Source organism: Gemmiger sp. (assembly GCF_057431175.1).
In genome coordinates this window covers 24463-45359 of record NZ_DBMDDV010000005.1, presented here as the reverse complement: position 1 = coordinate 45359, position 20897 = coordinate 24463, and the positions used below count along the sequence as shown (strand labels likewise).

17 protein-coding genes are annotated in these 20897 nt (G+C 61.0%); 5 read left to right on the top strand and 12 right to left on the bottom strand.

Annotated features, from left to right (window positions below):
- Window positions 1-10: 10 nt before the first annotated feature.
- The 12 genes from smc to ACZO0A_RS03435 form a co-directional block, all read right to left on the bottom strand.
- The gene (gene smc, locus ACZO0A_RS03490; RefSeq protein WP_486846040.1) at window positions 11-3568 is read right to left on the bottom strand and encodes a chromosome segregation protein SMC; all 3558 of its coding nucleotides are present in this window, start codon (window positions 3566-3568) and stop codon (window positions 11-13) included.
- 151 nt (window positions 3569-3719) lie between these two features.
- Window positions 3720-4385 (bottom strand): ribonuclease III, encoded by a 666-nt coding sequence (gene rnc, locus ACZO0A_RS03485; protein WP_302376079.1) that lies wholly within the window; start codon window positions 4383-4385, stop codon window positions 3720-3722.
- Between the two features lie 135 nt (window positions 4386-4520).
- Window positions 4521-5549 carry a phosphate acyltransferase PlsX gene (plsX, locus tag ACZO0A_RS03480; RefSeq protein WP_302149747.1) on the bottom strand — a complete coding sequence of 343 codons (1029 nt, stop codon included), beginning with the start codon at window positions 5547-5549 and terminating at the stop codon, window positions 4521-4523.
- Complete coding sequence (gene trmFO, locus ACZO0A_RS03475; protein ID WP_302149746.1) at window positions 5546-6856, bottom strand: methylenetetrahydrofolate--tRNA-(uracil(54)-C(5))-methyltransferase (FADH(2)-oxidizing) TrmFO; 1311 nt, start codon at window positions 6854-6856, stop codon at window positions 5546-5548. The genes plsX and trmFO overlap by 4 nt, the downstream gene beginning before the upstream one ends.
- A gap of 46 nt (window positions 6857-6902) precedes the next feature.
- A complete protein-coding gene (gene topA / locus ACZO0A_RS03470) occupies window positions 6903-8987 on the bottom strand; it encodes a type I DNA topoisomerase (protein ID WP_294780660.1) in 2085 nt (694 codons plus the stop codon).
- 145 nt (window positions 8988-9132) lie between these two features.
- On the bottom strand, window positions 9133-10233 hold the full coding sequence (locus ACZO0A_RS03465) for a DNA-processing protein DprA (protein WP_291208566.1): 1101 nt from the start codon (window positions 10231-10233) through the stop codon (window positions 9133-9135).
- 127 nt (window positions 10234-10360) lie between these two features.
- Complete coding sequence (locus ACZO0A_RS03460; protein ID WP_215692937.1) at window positions 10361-11128, bottom strand: TrmH family RNA methyltransferase; 768 nt, start codon at window positions 11126-11128, stop codon at window positions 10361-10363.
- A gap of 276 nt (window positions 11129-11404) precedes the next feature.
- Window positions 11405-11758 (bottom strand): 50S ribosomal protein L20, encoded by a 354-nt coding sequence (rplT, locus tag ACZO0A_RS03455; protein ID WP_078783376.1) that lies wholly within the window; start codon window positions 11756-11758, stop codon window positions 11405-11407.
- A gap of 58 nt (window positions 11759-11816) precedes the next feature.
- Entirely contained in the window at window positions 11817-12023 is a 207-nt protein-coding gene (gene rpmI / locus ACZO0A_RS03450; RefSeq protein WP_291208555.1) for a 50S ribosomal protein L35, read from the bottom strand.
- A gap of 29 nt (window positions 12024-12052) precedes the next feature.
- Window positions 12053-12619, bottom strand: coding sequence for a translation initiation factor IF-3 (gene infC, locus ACZO0A_RS03445; RefSeq protein WP_374116781.1), 567 nt, complete (start codon window positions 12617-12619; stop codon window positions 12053-12055).
- Between the two features lie 353 nt (window positions 12620-12972).
- Window positions 12973-13881, bottom strand: a complete 909-nt coding sequence (locus ACZO0A_RS03440; RefSeq protein ID WP_302376080.1) for a helix-turn-helix domain-containing protein — start codon at window positions 13879-13881, stop codon at window positions 12973-12975.
- Window positions 13882-14233: 352 nt separating this feature from the next.
- Window positions 14234-14752 carry a type II secretion system protein gene (locus ACZO0A_RS03435; RefSeq protein ID WP_302376081.1) on the bottom strand — a complete coding sequence of 173 codons (519 nt, stop codon included), beginning with the start codon at window positions 14750-14752 and terminating at the stop codon, window positions 14234-14236.
- Between the two features lie 160 nt (window positions 14753-14912).
- On the opposite strand from ACZO0A_RS03435, the gene ACZO0A_RS03430 reads away from it, so the two are divergent.
- The 5 genes from ACZO0A_RS03430 to argS all read left to right on the top strand — a co-directional run bounded on the left by ACZO0A_RS03430 (window position 14913) and on the right by argS (window position 20003).
- Complete coding sequence (locus tag ACZO0A_RS03430) at window positions 14913-15233, top strand: helix-turn-helix domain-containing protein (RefSeq protein ID WP_302376082.1); 321 nt, start codon at window positions 14913-14915, stop codon at window positions 15231-15233.
- 316 nt (window positions 15234-15549) lie between these two features.
- Entirely contained in the window at window positions 15550-16659 is a 1110-nt protein-coding gene (locus ACZO0A_RS03425; protein WP_294719323.1) for a D-alanine--D-alanine ligase family protein, read from the top strand.
- Complete coding sequence (murI, locus tag ACZO0A_RS03420; RefSeq protein ID WP_302376083.1) at window positions 16659-17474, top strand: glutamate racemase; 816 nt, start codon at window positions 16659-16661, stop codon at window positions 17472-17474. Before ACZO0A_RS03425 ends, murI begins: the two co-directional genes overlap by 1 nt.
- Window positions 17475-17685: 211 nt before the next feature.
- Complete coding sequence (locus ACZO0A_RS03415; RefSeq protein ID WP_215692944.1) at window positions 17686-18123, top strand: YwiB family protein; 438 nt, start codon at window positions 17686-17688, stop codon at window positions 18121-18123.
- Between the two features lie 122 nt (window positions 18124-18245).
- Window positions 18246-20003 (top strand): arginine--tRNA ligase, encoded by a 1758-nt coding sequence (gene argS, locus ACZO0A_RS03410; RefSeq protein WP_302376084.1) that lies wholly within the window; start codon window positions 18246-18248, stop codon window positions 20001-20003.
- Window positions 20004-20897: the final 894 nt, after the last annotated feature.

Here is a 20897-nt window from a genome sequence, read left to right as displayed (position 1 = left end):
CGGTGTTGCCTTAGGTAATCAAATCCGCACTGACATTATCCAGATCCAGCCGCAGAATCTTCGATACGCCGTCTTCCTGCATGGTGACGCCGTACAAAACATCGGCGGCTTCCATTGTGCCGCGGCGGTGGGTGATGACGATGAACTGGGTGTGGTCGGTCATGCGGCGCAGGTATTGTGCGTACCGCGCGACGTTGACGTCGTCCAGTGCGGCCTCGATCTCATCCAGGAAGCAGAACGGCGCGGGGTTGACGTTGAGGATGGCAAAATAGATCGATATAGCGACCAGTGCCTGCTCGCCGCCCGAAAGGGCAGACAGGTTTTTGATGACCTTGCCCGGGGGCGAGACCTCGATCTCGATGCCGGATTCCAGCACGTTCGCCTCGTCGGACAGGTAGAGCCGCGCGTGGCCGCCGCCGAACAGTTCCCGGAAAATCTGCTGGAAGTGGGTGTTGATCTGCTTGAAGCTCGTCGTGAACAGCTCTTCCATCTCGCTGCACAGCTCGGCAATCATTTTGGTCAGTTCGCTCTTGGCCTTTTCCACGTCGGTGACCTGGGCTTTCAGGAAGTCATAGCGCTCCTTGACCTCTTTGTATTCCTCGATCGCGCCAACGTTGACATTGCCCAAGCCGCGAATTTTGCCGCGCACCTCAGTCACGCTGCGGCGCAGCTCGGTCAGGCTCTCGAAGGGCACACACTGGCTGCGGGCTTCGCTCTCGGTCAGCTGGTATTCCTCCCACAGCTTGCTGTTGGTGTCGTTCAGTTCAGTCTCGGCGGCGGTGCGGCGCTCGGCCAGGCGGGCCATTTCGCCGCTCATCCGCTCTCGCTCGTCGGTCAGGGCACGGTTGTCCTGGCCCAATTTGGCGATGGCGGCTTCCTTCTCCATGCGGGCCGCATTGGCGGAACGGATGGTTTCCTCCGCCGCTGCGATCCTCTGCTGGTTTTCGCCGCGGGTGCGCTCCATCTCGGCGATTTTCAAGGTGTTTGCCTCGATTTTCGCCTTGGCCGCGTCGATGGCGGCGTGCAGCTCCCGGGCGCGGGCCTCGGCCTCGCCGGTACGGCTCTGCAAGCCCTCCAAAGCGGCCTCATGCAGGCTGATGTCCTTCTCGTCGGCCAGTCGCTGCATCTGCTTTTCAGAGAGCTCGCCGGTGATTTTTTCTCGTTCTGCCGTGAGACTTCCGGTGCTCTCCCCCAGAGCCGCCAGCTCTGCGGTGTACCGGACCATCTCGGCTTCGGCGTCGGCCTGGGCCTTTTCTGCCTCAGCACGGGCTGTCTCGTTCTGGGTCACGGCGGCCTGCTGGTTCGCAATTTCGGCTTCGATGTTGCGGGCCGTCTCCTCGTACTGGGCGGCAGCTTTCGTCAGGCGTTCCAGTTCCAGCCCGGCGCGGACGTGTTCGGTGGCGGCGTTCATGCCCTCGCCCTCGGCACCCGCCAGCTGGGCACTGAGGTTATCTACCTCGGCCTTGCGGGCGGCCAGTTCCTTTTCGGCTTCGGTGCGCTTTTCTTCCAGCTTTTTCAGCCGGGTGCGCAGCTCGTCCAGCTCCTGTTTGCGGCTGAACACGCCGACGCTGCGGGCCGTGGAGCCGCCCGTGAAGGAGCCGCCCGCGTTGATGACCTGGCCGTCCAGCGTGACGATGCGGTTGCGGTAGCCGAGGTTCCGCGCCACGGCGGAGGCCTCGGTCAGGTCCTCGACCACGATGATGCGGCCAAGTAAATTGTCGATAATATGCTGATATTTTTGGTTTGTCTTAACGAGATCGGCGGCGACTTCCGCCGTGCCGGTCAGGCGGCCTGTAAAGCGGCTGCCCTGCACGGTGTCCAGCGGCAGAAACGTTGCGCGGCCTGCGCGCTCGTCCTTCAAAAAGCCGATGGCGGCGCGTGCACAGCCCTGATCCTCGACCACGATGTTTTGCAGCGCAAAGCCGAGGGCCGTCTCGATGGCTGTCTCATAGCCTTTTTCGACGGTGATGATGCCCGCCACCGGGCCGATGATGCCCCGCAGACGCCCGCCGCCTGCGGCACGCATGACGGCCTTGACGCTCTGCTGGTAGCCGTCCATGTTGCGCTCCAGATCCTCTAAAATATGGATGCGCTGGGCGGCGGCGGATTTCTCGCGGTCAGCCTTTTGCAGGTTGTCGGCAGCTTCGGCCTGCTGGCGGCGGCGGCTGTCGAGCTTGAGTTTTAGGCCCGCCTTGATGTTGTCGTTGCGGGTCACGGCCTCCTGGGCGTCCTTGAAGCGGCGCTCGGCGCGGCGGCGTTCCTCGTCGGTGGCAGCAGCGTCGGTCTGCAAAGTCTCGGCCTGCTGCCTGGCTTCGGCCAGGCGGTTGGCGGCGGCCTCCCCTGCCGACTGTGCCGACGCGGCGCGGACCTTGGCGGCGGTGGCGGTGTCCTGCAGGCGGGCCATGGCGGCGTCAATGACGTCGCGGCGCTCGCCGCTTGCGGCGGCCTTTTCTTCCAGCGCGTGCAGGGCCTCGCGCAGCTCGGCCACGCGGGTGTCCAGCGCAGCCATGCCGTCCTTTAAAGCGTCGATGGCGGCACGGTGGTCGGCGGCCTCGCGGTCAATGCTTTCCCGGCCCTGGCCCGCGCGTTCCAGCTCGGTATTTGCCTCGTCGATGCGGAACCGGCTGTGCTCGCTCTCGTTTTTCAAGACGGCGATCTCGCTCTCGCTGCCGGCGTTGGCCTCGGTAATGGCGCGGATATCGGCATTGGCCTGCTCGACTTTCAGCATGAGCTGCTGCGTTTCTTCGCGCAGATCCGCGTTTTTTTCATCAAAAGCGTCCAGCTGGCGGCTCAGACGGTCGTAGTCGGCCTCTGCGGCCTCGTACTTGCGCTGCTGATCGCGCAGTGTATCGTTGGCGCGGCGGATGGCATCGACCCACAGCGTAATTTCCAGACTCTTGCGCTTCTCGCTCAATTCCAGAAACTGCTGGGCCTTCTCGCTGTCGCGCTTCAGCGGGCCGACGCGCTTTTCCAGTTCGCCCAAAATGTCGCGCAGGCGCTCTAAGTTGCCCTCGGCGGCGTCCAGGCGGCGCTCGGCCTCATTTTTACGGTAGCGGTATTTGGCGATGCCGGAGGCTTCCTCAAAAATTTCACGGCGCTCTGCGGATTTTGCGCCAACGATCTCGGCAATGCGGCCCTGGCCGACGATGGCGTAGCCGTCGCGGCCAATGCCGGTGTCCAGCAGCAGCTCGTACACGTCCTTTAAGCGGACGCTCTGGCCGTTGATGGAGTATTCACTTTCGCCGCTCCGGTAGTAGCGGCGACCGATGGTGACTTCGTCGGCGTCCATGTCCAGGCCGTGGTCGCTGTTGTCGATGGTCAGTGCGACCGACGCATAGCCCATGGCACCGCGGGTCTGGGTGCCGCCGAAGATGACGTCCTCCATCTTGCCCGAACCGCGCAGCTGTTTGGAGCTGGTCTCGCCCAGCACCCAGCGGATGGAGTCGGAGATATTCGATTTGCCCGAGCCGTTGGGTCCGACAACGCCGGTAATGCCCTGCCCGATCGAGATCTTCGTCTTATCGGGGAAGGACTTAAAGCCTTGGATTTCCAGTTCTTTCAGGCGCATTGAAGTAGTGTTACCTTTCGATTCTGTCTGGTCGTAGGGGCCGGGCATGCCCGGCCCTCAACCCCGCCCTGTATACCCGTAAACGGGCTGCGATTTTTATGCCGCGGGCCGGGCATACCCGGCCCCTACAGAGCATCATTAAACGGCAATATTACTGCAGTTTTTCCAGCGCCACCTTTGCGGCGTGCTGTTCGGCGGCTTTCTTGCTGCGGCCTTTGCCCTCGGCCAAAAGCTGGCCGTTGCGCCAGACGCAGACGGTGAACTGCTTGTCGTGGTCGGGGCCGGTCTCGCCGGTGACTTCGTATTTCAGCACGGCGCTGGGATCCTGCTGCACGACCTCCTGCAAACGGGTCTTGTAGTCGTCCTCGGCGGTCTTGCCCTCGGTGATGAAGGGCAGGATGAAGCTGCGGGCGGTCTCCATGCCGCCGTCCAGATACAGTGCGGCAATGACGGCCTCGAACGCGTCAGACACGACGCTGGGCCGGTTGCGGCCGCCGCCCAGATCCTCGCCGTGGCCCAGGCGCAGGTACTCGCCCAGGTGGATCTCCTGGGCAAACTGGAACAGCGCGTCCTCGCTGACAAGGCTTGCGCGCATCCGGGTCAACTCGCCCTCGGGGCGGCCGGACTGGTGGAACAGGTAGTCCGCCACGACGACGGACAGCACGCTGTCGCCCAGAAATTCCAGCCGCTCGTTGTGGGTGGTAGCGACCTTGCTCTCATTGGCAAAGCTGGTGTGGGTCAATGCAATGCGCAGCAGCGCAGGATTTTTGAATGTATAGTGCAGGACTTCCTGCAATTCTTCCGGCTTGTGGGCCATTTCTTTCACCTTTCCGGTTAATCCGTAGGGGCCGGGCACGCCCGGCCCTCAACCTTATCTTGCTTGCCCTTTTACAGGCTGTATTTTTTATGCTGCAGGCCGGGCATGCCCGGCCCCTGCAAGGCAGCTTTACTTTTAAGCGTCCGCTTCTTCTTCCTTCTGCGCGGCCACCTCGCCCAGCGCCTTCTCCATCGTGCCGCACAGGTCGTTGGCTACACAGAGCTTGGCCTGGCGGATGGCGTTCTTGATGCCCTTGGCGTGGCTGGAACCATGAGCCTTGATGACCGGCTTGGCCGCGCCCAGCAGCGGTGCGCCGCCGACTTCCTCGGAGTCCATCATCCGCTTCAGTTCGCCCAGGCCGCCCTTGATGCCCAGGTAGCTGAGCTTCGTGATGAGGTTCTGCAGGAAGATCTTTTTCAGCATCCCCAGCAGCGTTTTGGCAACACCCTCGGTCAATTTCAAGACCACATTGCCGACAAAGCCGTCGCAGACCACGACGTCCACCTCGCCGTCCATGATGTAGCGCGGCTCGATGTTGCCGGCAAAATGGATACAGGGGTTCGCCTTCAGCAGCTGGTGCGCCTCGCGGTAGGTGGGGGTGCCCTTGGTGTCCTCAGCGCCGTTGTTGACCAGTGCAACTTTGGGCGCTGTGCGGCCCATGACCTTTTCCGCGTAGACGCTGCCCATCGTGCCGAAAGCATTCAGCATTTCGGGGCGGCACTCGACATTCGCGCCGCAGTCCAGCAGCAGGAAATTCTGCTTGGCGCCGGGCATCGGGGTGGCCAGCGCCGGGCGCTTGACCCCCTTGACGGTGCGCACGATCAGGCTGGTGCCGACATGCAGCGCACCTGTGGAGCCGGCGCTGACAAAGGCATCGCCCTCGCCGTTCTTCAACATGGTCAGGCCCTTGACAAGGCTGGAATCCTTCTTGTGGCGCACAGCCTTGACCGGGTCGTCGTGCATATCGATGTTCTCGGTGCAGTTGATGATTTCAAACGGTGCAAGGTCGATTTTATTTTCTGCCGCGCAGTCGCGGATGGCTTTTTCCTCGCCCAGCAGCGTGAGAGTCATGCCGTCGCCGAACTCTGCTGCTGCCTGGCTTGCACCCTGCAATACACACAGCGGGGCGTTGTCACCGCCCATGGCATCCACTAAAATTTTCATTTGTATTCCTCCGTCCATGCACGCATGGCATCTTGGGCGTTCTGCGAGAGCGCCATGTAGCGCTCCCGCTTATCGCGGATAGCGTTGATCTCCTCGGTGCGGGGCAGGATGCCCATGTTTGCACCCATCGGCTGGAAGTCTTTGTTCGGCGTCGTGATGTAGTCGAGCAGTGCGCCGCACATCGTCGCCGCCGGGGGCGGCGGCAGTTCGCCTCCTTGCAAGCGGGCCAAAATCTGGTGGGCCGCCAGCAGGCCGCTGGCCGCGCTCTCCATATAGCCCTCAAAGCCGGTGATCTGCCCGGCAAAGAACACGTTGGGGTGATCAGCCAGGAATTGCTGCTTGGTCAGCACCTTGGGGCTTTCCAAAAACGTGTTGCGGTGCATGACGCCATAGCGCACAAACTCGGCGTGTTCCAGGCCGGGGATCATACTGAACACCCGCTTCTGCTCACCCCACTTTAAGTTCGTCTGGAACCCAACGAGGTTGTAGAGCGTGCGGGCCGTGTTTTCTGCCCGCAGCTGCACGGCGGCCCAGGGGCGGTGGCCGGTGCGCGGGTCCCGCAGGCCGACGGGTCGCAGCGGCCCAAAGCGGATCGTATCCGCGCCGCGGGCGGCCATGACTTCAATCGGCATACAGCCCTCGTAGACGGTCAGGTCTCCGTCAAAGTCGTGGAGCGGCGCACGCTCGGCGGCGATGAGCGCCGCGTGGAAGTTCTCATACTCTTCCTTATTAAAGGGGCAGTTGAGGTAGTCGGCCTCGCCGCGGCCATAGCGGGATGCAGCAAAGACCTTGTCATAGTCCAGGCTCTCGGCGGTCACGATGGGCGCAACAGCGTCGTAAAAACTCAGCCGATGGTCGCCGGTCAGCGCCGCCACGGCCTGGGCCAGCGCCCCCTCGGTCAGCGGGCCGCTGGCGACGAGCACCGGAGCGCTCTCGTCCAGAGCCGTGACTTCCTCGCGATGGACCGTGATGTTCGGGTGCTTTTCCACCATTTCCGTCACGGCGGTGGAAAACACATCGCGGTCGACGGCCAGCGCACCGCCTGCCGCCACGCGGGCGGTCTCGGCGGCGTCCAACAGGTGGCTGCCCATCATCTTCATCTCGATTTTGAGCAGGCCGGATGCGGAATCCGGGCGCTCGGCTTTCAAGGAGTTAGAGCAGATGAGTTCCGCAAACCCCTCGCTTTTATGCGCGGGGGAAAATTTTGTGGGTTTCTGCTCGTACAGGTCAACCTGCACGCCGCGGTCCGCCAGCCACAACGCCGCCTCGCACCCTGCCAGGCCGGCACCGATAATGTTAAGTTGCATACTTGTCCTCTCTCAGGCTCCCCTTTGCGGGGAGGCTTTAAAGCGGTCATTTTTTCTCAATCGCCTTCACAAACCCGCAGCCCTCTTTGGCGCAGTACAGCTGGCCCTTCTTTTTAAACAGGGTGCTGCCGCACTGGGGGCATTTTTCGGGCACAGGCTCGTCCCAGGTCATATAGTTGCACTTGGGGTAGTTGCTGCAGCCGTAGTACACGCGGCCCTTGGCGCTCTTGCGCACCAGCATATGGCCGCCGTCCAGTGGGCACAGGCCGCCAGTGTCCTTGACCAGCGGGTGGGCGTTGCGGCACTCGGGGAAGCCCGAGCACGCCACAAACTTGCCGTACCGGCCCGATTTGATGACCATGGGGCGGCCGCATTTTTCGCAGATCTCATCGGTCGGGATATCCTCGACCTTGATGCGCTTGCCCTCCATGTTCTTCTCGGCCTGTTCCAGGCTCTTGGAAAATCCCTGGTAGAAATCGTCGATGGTCTTGACCCAATCGGCCTGACCGGCTTCGACGACGTCGAGCTTTTTCTCCATGTCAGCGCTGAATTTCACGTCCACGATATTCGGGAACTGCTCCATCATGACCGTGTTGACGGCCTGGCCCAGCGGGGTGGTTTTCAGCTTTTTCTGGTCCTTCTCCACATAGCCGCGGTCGACGATGGTCGTGATGATGGGCGCGTAGGTGGATGGGCGGCCGATGCCATTTTCCTCCAGCGCATGGATGAGCGTCGCCTCGGTGTAGAGCGGCGGCGGCTGGGTGAATTTCTGGTCCGCCGTCAGTTTTTTCAGCGCCAGTTTCTGGCCCTCTTCCAGCGGGGGCAGGGCCGTTTCCTTCTTCTTCGTGTCGTCGGTGGATTCCTCGTACAGCGCGGTGAAGCCGTCGAACGCGACCCGGAAGCCCGACGCGCGGAACAGGTAATCCCCCGCCGTGATGGATGCGGACACCGTATCCTGGATGCAGTCGGCCATCTGGCTTGCCATAAAGCGGCTCCAAATCAGGCGGTAAAGCTTGGCGGTGTCGCCGCTGATGCTCTGCTCGACCTCGTCGGGTGTCAGCTCCGGCATAGACGGACGAATGGCTTCGTGGGCGTCCTGGGCGGCGGTGGCGGAACGGCTCTTCCACTTGCGGGCGGTCTTGCAGACGTAATTCTCGCCCCAGCGGTCAGCAATAAAGGTCTTGGCCGCGGCCTGGGCCTCGGCGGCGATGCGCAGAGAGTCAGTACGCATATAGGTGATGAGGCCCACGGTGCCGTGGCCCGTGATGTCCACGCCTTCGTACAATGTCTGGGCGGCGCGCATCGTGCGGGTGGCCGAGAAGCCAAAGGCGCGGCTGGCGTCCTGCTGCAAAGTCGAGGTGATGAAGGGCGGCGCGGGCTGGCGGCGGCGCTTGCCTTTTTCAATTTTGGTAATGGTGTAGTCCTTGCCGTCCAGCGCGGCCAGGATGCCGTCGGCCTGGGCCTTGTTCGTCACCGTCAGCTTTTTGCCGTCGGCGGTGGCGGCCAGGCGAGCGGTGAACTCGCTCTTGTCGCCCTGGGCGTGGAGCAGCGCGTCGATGTTCCAATACTCGTCGGGCTTGAAATTTTCAATTTCAATTTCCCGGTCGCGGATCAGGCGCACAGCCACACTCTGCACGCGGCCTGCGGACAGGCCCTTGCGGACCTTGCGCCACAAAAACGGGCTGAGCTTGTAGCCCACCAGGCGATCCAGCTCGCGCCGGGCCTGCTGGGCGTTGAACAAGTCAATGTTGATGGCGCGGGGGTGGGCCATGCCCTCCTTGACGCCTTTTTTGGTGATTTCATCAAAGGTCACGCGGTTGGGCGCGGCAGGATCCAGCCCCAGAATGTTCGCCAGGTGCCAGCTGATGGCCTCGCCCTCGCGGTCCGGGTCGGTTGCCAGCAGCACGCCGTCGCACTTTTTGGCTTCGGCCTTCAGTTCTTTGACGAGTTTCTGCTTGCCCTTGATGGTGATATATTTCGGTGTATAGCCATTTTCGACATCAATGCCCAGCGTGCTGGCGGGCAGGTCGCGCACATGGCCCATGCTGGCTGTGACCTTATAGCCACGGCCCAGATACTTGCCAATGGTTTTCGCCTTGGCAGGGGATTCCACGATGACTAATTTCGGCATAAGCTACCTCAATGAAAAAGTATTTTAGATAATAGATAAGAGATAAAGGATAAGAAAGATTGTGGATCGCAGGCCGTTGGCCTGCTCAAAATTTTGCGCTGTGCGCACTCCTTTTTTTATTATCTATTATCTTTTATCTATTATCTTATAGCGCAATATATCTGCGTCCCGGCTGGGCCTGTGCACCGCCCATAAGTTCCAGCTCCGTACAGGCCGCCAGCACGCGGCCGGCGGGCAGGCGGGCGGCGGCACACAGGGCGTCGATGCCCTGGGGCGTGGGCTTCAAAACGGCGTAGACTGCCTGCGCGTCGGGGCTGACGGCGGCGGGGTCAAACCGCTGCTGTGCCGGGTCGGCGGTCTCTGCGCCAATCCCCAGTATGTCCAGCGCGTCGGCGGCTTTGCACAGCGGCTCGGCGCGGTGGGTACACAGCAGTTCGTTCGTGCCCTCGCTCAACGCACTGTAAATGCTGCCGGGCACGGCCAGCACCGGGCGGCCCAGCCGCTCGGCGTGGCCCACGGTGTTCAGCGTACCGCTGCGGGTGCGGGCCTCGGCCACGCAGAGCACCTCGCTCTGGGCGGCAATCAGCCGATTGCGGGCCAAGAATGTGCCGGTCGTGCGGCCTGTGTAGCCGGGCGGGTACTCGCTGCAGACCGCACCGCCGCCCTTTTCGATGGCGGTGCGCAGCTTGGCGTTGGCGGCGGGGTAGGTCTTATCGATGGCCGTGCCCAGGAACGCCACGGTGGGCACCTCCGCCTGCACGGCGGCGCGGTGGGCTTCGCTGTCCAGGCCGTCCGCCATGCCGCTGACCAGCACCACGCCCGCCTGTGCCATCGCCAGAGACAGGTCAAACGCCGCCTGCCGCCCGTAGGCGCTGGGGCGGCGGGTGCCCACCATGCCCGCGTACCGCCCGCCGTTCAGGCAGGCAGCGCTGCCGGTCACGTAAAGCACCAGCGGCAAATCGGGCAGATCACGCAGGCGGTCCGGGTAGGTGCCCTCGTCGGGCGTCAGGATATCGATGCCCGACAACAGGCAGTGGTCGAGCCGTTCCTCATAGTCAAACGGCGTCGTATCCCGCAGCTGTGCCAGCGCGTGGGCGCTCAAACAGGCGGGCGGGGCCTCGGTCCCGACACGCAGGATATCGTACAGTTCCGCCGGGTCCGGGTACAGGTCCAGCAGTTCCCGCGCATATTGGCACCCTGAACCGACGGCATCCGCCAGCCAGAGCCAAGCCAGTGTTTTGTCCATGGTGGATGCCCCCTTTTATCCTCTCGGCTGCATAGCGGCGGGCAGAGGACTGCCCGCCCTACGCCCGCTGTTGCCCCGTAGGGAGGCCAGTCCTCTGGCCGCCGCGCAGCAGCTTCCGGATGTCTGCTTACACGCCCCTGAAATGCCACAACAGCACGCTGCCCGCCACGGCGGCGTTCAAACTCTCGACACGGTCGGTCATCGGGATGCGCACGGCCATGTCGCAGGCTTCGACGGTGGCATCCGTCAGGCCCTGGCCCTCGCTGCCGATGACGACGCACAGCCCGCCCGGGAAGTCGTTTCCGGCCTCGTCCAGCGGGCGGGAACGGTACAGCGCCGTTGCCAGCGTCGTGACGCCCCGGGCACGCAGCTTTTGCAGCGCCGCGGGTAAATCCTCGGTGTGCAGCGTCGGCAGTCGCCCGGCCGCGCCCATCGAGGACCGCAGCGTTTTGGGCGACAAAGGCGACGCGCAGCCCGGCCCCAGCACGACGGCGTCAAAGCCGAAGGCCGCGGCGCTGCGCAGCAGCGTACCCACGTTGCCGGGGTCCTGCACGCCCTCCAGCGCCAGGATGCGGCGGGCCGTGTTCAAAATGTCAGCGGGCGGCACGGGCGTCTCAAACAGCGCAAACACGCCCTGGTTGGACTTGGTACCGCTGAGCTTTTCCGCCACATGGGGCGCGATCTCGGCGGGGTCGAATCTTGCCAGTTCCGGCGTTTTGGCCAGCGCCGCCGCCGTGGCATACACCACGCGCGGCGTGCAGCTTTTCGCCAGTTCCAGGCAGAGTTTTGGCCCTTCGGCAAAGAACACGCCGTCGGCGGCACGCTGCTTTTCGGTATCGCGTACAGCACAGGCGTATTTGATCTTGGCGTTATCGCGGCTGGTGATCGTTTCCATTGTAGCGCCCCTTTTGTATAAAATCAACTAAATTGTGTGAATAAAGAGAAACGGCAGTCTGCCGGAAGGCCGTCCCTCATCCGTCGGCGGTCGGGGCCGCCGACACCTTCCCCCGAAGGGGAAGGCTCCACAGCCTCAAGCCTTCTCCCCTTGGGGGAGAAGGTGGCCCGCAGGCCGGATGAGGGGAGAGCTTTCCTTGGTTGCCCGCTTTTTTGCCATTTTCCCCTTTAAACACAAAAGGACTCGCGCGTGTGCGCGAGTCTTTTTAGCAAGCTATTACAGAGCCTTCTTGGCGGTCTCAACCAGCGCATTGAAGCTGGCGGGATCGTGGATGGCCATCTCAGACAGCATCTTGCGGTTCAGCTCGACGCCGGCCTTCTTCAGGCCGTTCATGAAGGTGGAGTAGTTCATACCCTGAGCACGAACAGCGTTGTTGATGCGGGTGATCCACAGGTTGCGGAACTGGCGCTTCTTCTGCTTACGGCCAACGAAAGCGTAGTTGCCGCTCTTCATAACGGCCTGCTTGGCCATGCGGAAGTGCTTGGACTTAGCACCGTAGTAACCCTTTGCGAGCTTGAGAGTCTTAGCACGACGCTTGTGCGTCATGGTAGCGCCTTTAATACGAGCCATGTTTTATATCTCCTTTGTCTATAACTGGTAGTAAACTGACCTTTAAATGTCGTAGCGATTAGCCACCGTAGGGCATCATTTTCTTGACAGTAGCCTCGTTGGTCTTGTCAACGTACTTGGGCATACGCAGGCCACGAGTGAGCTTGGTGGTCTTCTTGGTCAGAATGTGACGGCGCTTGGACGCATTGCGCTTGATCTTGCCGGAAGCAGTCATCTTGAAGCGCTTCTTGGCGCCGGAAAGGGTCTTGAGCTTCATTTTAGCCATTGTTGTTTCCTCCTAGAGAGTTTACTTTCTTACTTGTTGGGAACGGGGGACATGAACATCATCATGCTGCGGCCCTCAAGCTTGGGCTGCTTGTCGATGACGGCCTTGCCCACCAACGCCTCGGCAAAACGCTTATGGACGTCCAGACCTAAGCTGGTATGCGCCATTTCGCGGCCGCGGAACCGGATGCTCACCTTGAGCTTGTGGCCCTGCTGCAGGAACTTTGCAGCCTGATTCACCTTGGTGTTGAAGTCGTTGGTGTCGATGTTCAGAGACAGGCGGATTTCCTTGAGTTCAACCACTTTCTGGTTTTTCTTGGCTTCCTTTTCCTTTTTCTGCATCTCGAACCGGTATTTACCGTAATCAAGAATTTTGCACACCGGCGGCTTGGCCTGCGGTGCGACCTTGACCAGGTCAAGGTCCTTGTCGATAGCCATTTTCAGTGCATCGCGGGGGCTCATAATGCCCATCTGTGCACCGTCCGCGCCGATCAGGCGGATCTCTTTGTCGCGGATCTGCTCATTGATCTCCAGTTCGTTGGATTTGCTGTTGCTGGCGATTGTAACACACCTCCCACAAGTGTATGATAAAGACAAAAGCGGCTGCCATTGAAAGCAGCCGCCGAACATACGAAGTTGCGCACCTAGTGCGTATCATGGTATGACCCGGGGTTTTGACAAACCCTGCAAGGTGAGCCGACGGCCTACTGCCGGTTGCTGCTTTTTTTACATCGATTAGTTTACCACAAAAGCAAGTGCCTGTCAATAGGGTTTTTGCAGATTTTTCCGCCGAGCGGCTTCCCCCTCGGGGGAAGCTGTCAGCGGCCCCGACCGCTGACTGATGAGGGGCGGGCTTGCCGCTATAACCCCTACACGAGCTGCCGCGGCAGGCTCTCCCCTCATCCGGCCCTGCGGGGCCACCTTCCCCCATGGGGGAAGGCTTTGGGGGTTCACATCCTCGCCAGATCAAACAAAATTTTTGCAATCACGCACCAACTGCACCCGGCGCGGCGCAGCATCCCGGGCAGGGGTTTGGGCACGCCGGGGCAGTTTTTGACCCAGGCTTCGGCGTCGGCTTCGGTCGCCCAATGTTCCGCCGGGGCGGGGGTGTCGGTGGGGCCGCGCTTGTCGTTCATGCCGCGCCAGCCGTCGCGCAGGTAGCGCTGCACCCAGCGATAGACCTGGTGGTAGGCCACGGCGTATTTCTGCGCCATAGCGCCGTAATTTTTCTCGTTTTCCAGGCAGTCCAGCACAATGACCAGCCGCTGCGTCGGCGGCACAGTGCGCTCACGCCCCTTGGCGCGGCTTGTGCCCTCGCTGCTGTGGCGGGCGTCGTGCAAAGCGGCCGCCCCGCCCGCGCGGTACTGCCCCACCCACCGTACAAGCGCCTTATAGTCCACGTTATATTTTAACGCAGCTGCGCCGTAATCGCAGCCGTTTTGCAGGCATTCCCGCACGATCTTTTCCCGGTCGGCGGCCGTGGTGTAGGCCGTACCCTTGTGGCGCGACGCCCCATGGTAGCCGCGCAGTGTGCCGCCCGCCTGCACGGTCTCGACCATTTTTTGCAGGTTTTGGGTACTGCGGATGCCGTATTTTTTGCAGATATCAAACAGCGAGCCTTCCCCCGCCAGGTAGGCGGCGACGGCGGCCTGTTTTTCCTCGGCGGTCAGGTGGCGGGACGTCGTGCGCGGGGCCAGACCGTCCGGGCCTTCGGCCTCATAGATGCGCAGCCATTGGCGCACCGCCGTGACACTGACGCCGACGCTTTTCGCCGCCGCTTGGCGGCTGGTCTCTCCGGCCAATATTTTTTCCACGATTATAAGTTTTTGTTGTGGAGAAAGTTTAGGTGTTTGGGGCATGGTAACCGCCTTTCGGAGGTTGTAGGGGCGGATTGTCGAAAGGCCTCCCTTGTCAAAGGGAGGTGCCGAGCGTAAGCGAGGCGGAGGGATTCCTGCCCGGCTGCGGGGGTGACGGCGTGCAGGGCAAGGCCCATCCGAATCCCTCCGGCCGCCTTCGGCGTCCACCTCCCTTTGACAAGGGAGGCTTTTCTGCGGGAGGGATAAATTCCTTCCCTACGGCTGACCCGGGGCCGCGCGGCTATGGCAAGGCTGCGGGCCGGGCATGCCCGGCCCCTACAGAGCGGGTATTATAAGGTAGAGGCTATAAAAAATCCCACCACGGAGGTGGTGGGAGAACATTTAGATAAAGGAATTAGCCGTTGTTGCCCGGGGTGTTACCACCGGCAGCATTTGAAGCACTGTTGTAGACATAGTAGTTACCATTAGTCTCAATTGCCGTACCTGCGTCAGTAGGAGTAGAAGTGCTGTAATAGCAAGTCTTTCCATCTTTGTAAATCAACTGCTTGAGTTTACCGTCCTTGGTAATCATAACGCCAGAAATCTTGGTCTGATCCAATTCTGCCAGTTTAGCAATTGCTTCGTAAGTAACATTCTTATCGCCAACAACAACCTTGTCAGTTGCAGCAGTCGTCGTGTCCTCAACAGCCTTCGACGTATTAGCGTAAGCCTCATCAACCAACGTCTGTGCCGCCATAACAGCGGAGCGCGTCTCAGCGACAATCTGCTTGTTGCGAGCCTTATCAATATACCCCGTCAGCGCGGGAACCAGCAGCGCGGCCAGGATAGCCAGAATGACCAGAACAACGATCAGCTCGACGAGGGTGAAACCCTTTTTGTCTTTCAGTTTTTTGAACACCTTGTTTTCCTCCAAATTTTTCTCTTTTACACCAACATTTCAGCGCCACGTCGGCATTTCATATTGTCATTTTATAACACATTTTGTGCTTTGTCAAGCCAAGTCGTGCTTTTGCAACTCGTTTTGTGTTTTTCTGTTATTCTCAAACCAAAGTTTTATGGAAAAAGGCAAATTTATGGAATTTAACGAACGTTTACGCTATTTGATTGACTGCGAAGAAATCAAAATTAAAGATCTTGCACCCAAATTGTGCTTGAGTGCCTCGACGCTCAGTAACTATACACAGGGCATCCGTGAACCTGACTACGACACCCTGCGGCGCATTGCGGATTATTTTGGGGTCAGCATCGACTATCTGCTTGGCCACAAGACCCCGGCCGAGGACGATGAGCGTCAGCTACTGGCGCTGTTCCGCAGCTTTACCCCCAGCCAGCGGCGGCTGCTGCTTGATCAGGCCGAGCTGCTGACCCACTACAAAATCAAGCTGGACGACTGACCTGCCGGGATGGCGGGTCGTTTTTTGTTTTATAGCGGCCTTCGGTTGTAGGGGGCGGCGTCCTCGACGCCCCGCAGGGTTCCCTACATGAAGCTGCGGGCCGCACATGTGCGGTCCCTACAGGGCGGCGGCGTTTTGGCCGTACATCTGCCTAGGAAGTCCGCCGGGCGGGATAAATCTCTCCCCCTACGATATATTCGCCTAAAAAATCGTAAAAATAATCTAGCCAACGGCCGCATAATATGTTATGATTATAAGCTGAAGACTTGTAGTGTGCCCCAAGGGGCCGCGCAATTTTACAAAGGGAGTCTTTTTGATGAATAGTAATTCCAAGCTGCGCGTTGCGCTCTTCTTCGGCGGCGTCTCCAGCGAGCATGAGGTCAGCTGCGTGTCGGCCTCGGCCTGGCTGCGCGCCCTGGGCCAAAGCCCCTGCGCAGAACAATATGAGGTGTTCCCGGTGGGCATCACCAAGACCGGCCGCTGGCTGGCCTGCCACCCCACGCCCGAGGCCATGGCCGACGGCAGCTGGGAGCAGGGCAGCTGCACGCCCTGTGTGCTCAGCCCGGACCGCGCGGACCACGGTATCTGGCTGCTGAAAGACGGCAAGGCCGAGCTTGTCCGCATTGACATCTGCGCCCCGGTCATGCACGGCAAAAACGGCGAGGACGGCACCATTCAGGGCCTGTTTGAGATGGCCCGCATCCCCTACGTGGGCTGCGGCGTGCTGGGCAGCGCCGTCTGCATGGACAAAGCCGTTGCCAACGCCCTGATGGACGCTGCGGGCGTGCCCCACTGCAAGTGGGTGGCCGCCAGCCGCGCCGACCTTGCGCTGAACGGCCCCGTGGTGCTGGACGCCGTGGAGGCAAAGCTGGGCTACCCCATCTTTGTCAAGCCGGCCAACGCCGGCTCCAGCGTGGGCATCAGCAAGGCTGCGGACCGCGCCGCGCTGGAAAAGGCCGTGGAGATTGCTCTGCGCGAGGACGACAAGGTCGTGTTTGAGGAGTTCATCGACGCGCAGGAGGTCGAGTGTGCCGCCATCGGCAACCCTGACGACCCCGCCAGCGTCATGACGACCCGCCCGGGCGAGATTCTGGCCGGGGCCGAGTTCTACACCTACGACGACAAGTACAAAAACGGCGTGTCCCAGACCGTCATCCCCGCCCATTTGAGTGAGGAAAAGCTCGACGAGGTGAAGGCCGAGGCCCGCAAGGCCTATCTGGCGCTGAACTGCGCGGGTCTGTCCCGCTGCGACTTCTTTGTGGAGCGCGGCACCGGGCGCGTTTTGTGCAACGAGCTGAACACCCTGCCCGGCTTTACGCCCATCAGTATGTACCCCAAGCTGATGGAGCACGAGGGGCTGAGCTATGCGGCACTGGTCGATAAGCTGCTGCAGCTGGCCCTGCACCGCCGGAAGGGGGCCTACTGATGGACCCGCGCCCCATCGGCGTTTTTGACAGCGGCCTGGGCGGGCTGACCGCCGTGCGCCAGCTGCGCCGCGTGCTGCCCGGCGAGGATATCGTCTACTTTGGCGATACCGGCCGCGTGCCCTACGGCAGCCGCGGGCGGGACATCATTGTGCAGTACGCGCGGCAGGATATCCGCTTTTTATTGCAGCAGGACGTAAAATTCATCATTGCTGCCTGCGGTACGGTGTCCTCGACCTATCCGCCCGAGGAAGCCGCTAGGCTGCCCGTGCCGTTCACCGGCGTGGTGGGCGCGACGGCCCGCGCGGCAGTGGATGCGACCCGCAACAAAAAAGTGGGTATCATCGGCACGGCGGCGACGGTGCGCAGCGGGTCCTATGCGGCGGTCATCCGCGACATGATGCCCGAGGTGGAGATTTTCGCCCGGGCCTGCCCGATGTTCGTGCCGCTGGTGGAAAACGGCTATTTCAACGACGGCAACCCGGTCACAAAGCTCATCATTTCGGAGTATCTGCAGGAGCTGAAGGACGCGGGCGTTGACACGCTGATTTTGGGCTGCACGCACTATCCGCTGCTGAAAAAGATGATCGGCGATTTTATGGGCGGCGACGTGCATCTGGTGGATTCCGGCAAGGTGACGGCGCAGGCCGCCGCGGCCGCGCTGGACGACCTGGGGCTGCTGAACGGCAAGACCAGCGGCGGCACGGCGAAGTATTTTGTCAGCGACACACCGGACAATTTCGACGAGCTGGCCCACACGTTCTTAGGCGAATACGCCGGCGGAACGGTGGAAAGAATTGCGATTGAGACGTACTAGGGGAAAAAGGGCTTCCCCCGAGGGGGAAGCTGTCACCGAAGGTGACTGATGAGGGGCGGGTTGCCGTGGCCGCCCATTTACCGGGCAACGACGGAAGGTCTGCCCTCATCCGGCCCTGCGGGCCACCGCACCCCTTCTGGCGCTGCGCGCCACCTCCCCCGTATCGGGGGAGTCTGTCCCCGAGGGGGAAGGCTTTTAGTAGAGGTACACCATGGAAGAAAAATATCTGATCACCATCAAGGGCACGATGGAGCAGCGCGGCGACACAGACACCGTGGAGCTGATGACGCGCGGCTCACTGGTACACAAGGATGGCGCTTACTATATTGTATACAAAGAGACCGAGGCCACCGGCTACGAGGGCTGCACGACAACGGTAAAGGTGGCCGACGACGCGCGCAAAGTCTCGATGCTGCGGTTCGGCAAGCAGACGAGTCAGCTCGTCATCGAGAAGGGCACCCGCCACCTCTGCCATTACGAGACGGGGTACGGTGCCATCAGTCTGGGCGTGTCCGCTGACGTTATCGAGCACGCGCTGGACGAAAACGGCGGCAAGCTGCAATTCAGCTACACGCTGGATTCCGGTGCTGAGAGTTTCATCAGCCGGAATCTTGTTGACATTACGGTCGATAAGCTGCCGGAATCTTAAAAACGCGCTGTCCCTACGGCTCTCAACCTACCGGAAAGCACTTTGTAAAGGCAAAGCCGCGGGCCGGGCCTGCCCGGCTCCTACGGCGTTATCATAGAAAAATCCCCCACAGGAGGTTCATCATGGATTATAAAAACTACAACCCCCGTGCGGCGGCGCTGGCACAGGCGCGTGCGCTGCTGACCGATGCCGTCAAGGCAGCCGTCGCTGACGGTGCCCTGCCCGAGGCTGCGCTGCCCGACTTCATCGTCGAGATCCCGGCCGACGTCAAAAACGGCGATATCGCATCCAATGTTGCCATGGCCGGTGCCCGCGCGTTCCACAAGGCCCCGCGCCAGATCGCCGAGGCCATCACCGCAAAATTGCAGCTGGGCGGCAGCCTGTTTGACCGCTTCGAGGTCGCAGGCCCCGGCTTCATCAACCTGTTCCTCGGCCAAGACTGGTTCACCAGCGTTGTGCGTGCCGCCGTGGCCAACCCCGAGTACGGCCGCACCGACGTTGGCGCAGGCAAGCGCTACAACGTCGAGTTCGTTTCGGCCAACCCCACCGGCCCCATGCACATGGGCAACGCCCGCGGCGGTGCCCTGGGCGATGGCCTGGCCGCCTGCCTGGACTGGGCCGGTTACGACGTGACCCGCGAGTTCTACATCAACGATGCGGGCAACCAGATCGAGAAGTTCGGCAAGAGCCTTGCCATCCGCTATTTGCAGCTCTACAAGGGCGAGGACGCCTGCCCCCTGCCCGAGGAGTGCTACCAGGGTGCGGATATCATCGCCCGCGCCAAGGAGTTTGCCGCCGTCCACGGCGACGCCTACGTCAACAAGGACTTTGACGAGCTGAAAAAAGCCATTGTGGCCGATGCCCTGCCCAAGAACATCGCCGGTCTGCAGCGCGACCTCGGCAAGTACCGCATCGAGTACGATGTCTGGTTCCATGAGAGCGACCTGCACAACTCCGGCGCAGTCAAGGCCGTGGTGGACAAGCTGCTGGAGACCGGCGCCTGCTACAAGGCCGAGGACGGTGCCATCATGTACCGCAGCGCCCAATACGCCGCCAAGTACGGCGTTGTGAACAAGCGCAAGACCGAAGACGGCAGCGAGGAGGAGGCCAAGGACGAGGTGCTCGTCCGCGCCAACGGTATCCCCACCTATTTTGCGGCCGATATCGCCTACCACTACAACAAGCTGGCCGTGCGCGGCTTTGACAAGGCCATCGACGTCTGGGGCGCCGACCACCACGGCCATGTCGCCCGCATGAAGGGCGCGATGGACGCCATCGGTCTGGACGGCAGCCGCCTGGACATTGTGCTGATGCAGATGGTCAACCTGATGCGCGACGGCAAGCCCGTGCGTATGAGCAAGCGCACCGGCAAGGCCATCACCCTGACCGACCTGCTGGACGAAGTGCCCATCGATTCCGCGCGGTTCTTCTTCAACCAGCGCGAGAGCTCCTCCACGCTGGACTTTGACCTGGACCTGGCCGTGCGCAACGACAGCGAGAACCCGGTCTACTACGTGCAGTACGCCCACGCGCGCATCTGCTCGGTGCTGAAAAAGCTCGAGAGCGAGGGCGTAAAGTTTGCAGGCGCGGACGCCGTGGACGCCAGCGTGCTGACCGACCCCGCCGAGCAGGCACTCATCCGCCTGCTGGCCGCCTTCCCCGCTGAGATCGCCGCCGCCGCCGAGAAGTACGACCCGGCCCGCATCACCCGCTACTGCATTGATGTGGCGTCGGCCTACCACCGCTTCTACAACGCCTGCCGCATCCTGGATGCCGAGGGTACCGTGCAGCAGGGCCGCATTGCCCTCTGCCTGGCCGTGCGCGGGGTCATCCATAACATTTTGACGATGTTCAAGGTGAACGCACCGGAGACGATGTAAAAAAGCTCCACGCCTTCCCCCTCGGGGACAGACTCCCCCGATACGGGGGAGGTGGCGCGCAGCGCCAGAAGGGGTGCGGTGGCCCCGCAGGGCCGGATGAGGGGCGAGTTTGCCTCAGCAACCCGTTCATGGGCAATTACAGTAAGTTTGCCCCTCATCAGTCGGCGAGCGGGGCCGCCGACAGCTTCCCCCTCGGGGGAAGCCAATATAGCGAAAAACCGCTGCTTCTTTTTTCCAAGAAGCAGCGGTTTTATGTTGGCGTACACGCGCCCAACATATTTATTATACCACTTTTGATATGGAACAATCAATCCTGATTATGCACAAATATTGCATATAAAGCTTGTGCGGTCTGCGAATAGACGAAATCCCAAGGCTGTGATATAGTATAGTCACAGAAAGAAAACAGCCGGAGATAAGGAGTTAAGAACTCCAAGAGTTGCCACTTTCCAACAAATCTTCATAAAGACCGATCGTGAACAGACCGACATCTTAAAGAAGATCTTCCAGAAGTTCCCTAAAGTCGGGGAGTGAAAAAGGAAGCACTTTAAGGACTCCGATCCAGCAGCACGAGGGCAGAAGACGGAAAGACAAAGTAAAGGCCGCCGGCTAGGATTCGTAAGGAAGGAGGCTCAAGTCCAATGGCAAACTTCAAAGATCCCATTCACCACCGGCGGGCCTGGGCCTGCTGACAAGATAAGGACCGCATCCAAAGCCGCAGGTCATAACCTGTACAGAAAGCAAAAAGAACGCGATGCACGGTTGCTTACAACTTCGTTTAGCAGACCCAGGGGCCGTCAAAACAGACCCCCAGCATAACATATAGATCAGGAAGAAAGAAGGCTGGTAGAGATGACCGTCACCACTCCGCCGAACAGGAAGTACCTGAATTTC

Coding starts and splice junctions, on each gene's coding strand:
- ACZO0A_RS03465 (WP_291208566.1), bottom strand. CDS start 10,233: ATGGACAAAACACTGGCTTGGCTCTGGCTGGCGGATGCCGTCGGTTCA.
- smc (WP_486846040.1), bottom strand. CDS start 3,568: ATGCGCCTGAAAGAACTGGAAATCCAAGGCTTTAAGTCCTTCCCCGAT.
- trmFO (WP_302149746.1), bottom strand. CDS start 6,856: ATGCAACTTAACATTATCGGTGCCGGCCTGGCAGGGTGCGAGGCGGCG.
- ACZO0A_RS03430 (WP_302376082.1), top strand. CDS start 14,913: ATGGAATTTAACGAACGTTTACGCTATTTGATTGACTGCGAAGAAATC.
- ACZO0A_RS03425 (WP_294719323.1), top strand. CDS start 15,550: ATGAATAGTAATTCCAAGCTGCGCGTTGCGCTCTTCTTCGGCGGCGTC.
- argS (WP_302376084.1), top strand. CDS start 18,246: ATGGATTATAAAAACTACAACCCCCGTGCGGCGGCGCTGGCACAGGCG.
- rplT (WP_078783376.1), bottom strand. CDS start 11,758: ATGGCTCGTATTAAAGGCGCTACCATGACGCACAAGCGTCGTGCTAAG.
- ACZO0A_RS03415 (WP_215692944.1), top strand. CDS start 17,686: ATGGAAGAAAAATATCTGATCACCATCAAGGGCACGATGGAGCAGCGC.
- ACZO0A_RS03440 (WP_302376080.1), bottom strand. CDS start 13,881: ATGCCCCAAACACCTAAACTTTCTCCACAACAAAAACTTATAATCGTG.
- topA (WP_294780660.1), bottom strand. CDS start 8,987: ATGCCGAAATTAGTCATCGTGGAATCCCCTGCCAAGGCGAAAACCATT.
- plsX (WP_302149747.1), bottom strand. CDS start 5,549: ATGAAAATTTTAGTGGATGCCATGGGCGGTGACAACGCCCCGCTGTGT.
- murI (WP_302376083.1), top strand. CDS start 16,659: ATGGACCCGCGCCCCATCGGCGTTTTTGACAGCGGCCTGGGCGGGCTG.
- rnc (WP_302376079.1), bottom strand. CDS start 4,385: ATGGCCCACAAGCCGGAAGAATTGCAGGAAGTCCTGCACTATACATTC.
- ACZO0A_RS03460 (WP_215692937.1), bottom strand. CDS start 11,128: ATGGAAACGATCACCAGCCGCGATAACGCCAAGATCAAATACGCCTGT.
- rpmI (WP_291208555.1), bottom strand. CDS start 12,023: ATGGCTAAAATGAAGCTCAAGACCCTTTCCGGCGCCAAGAAGCGCTTC.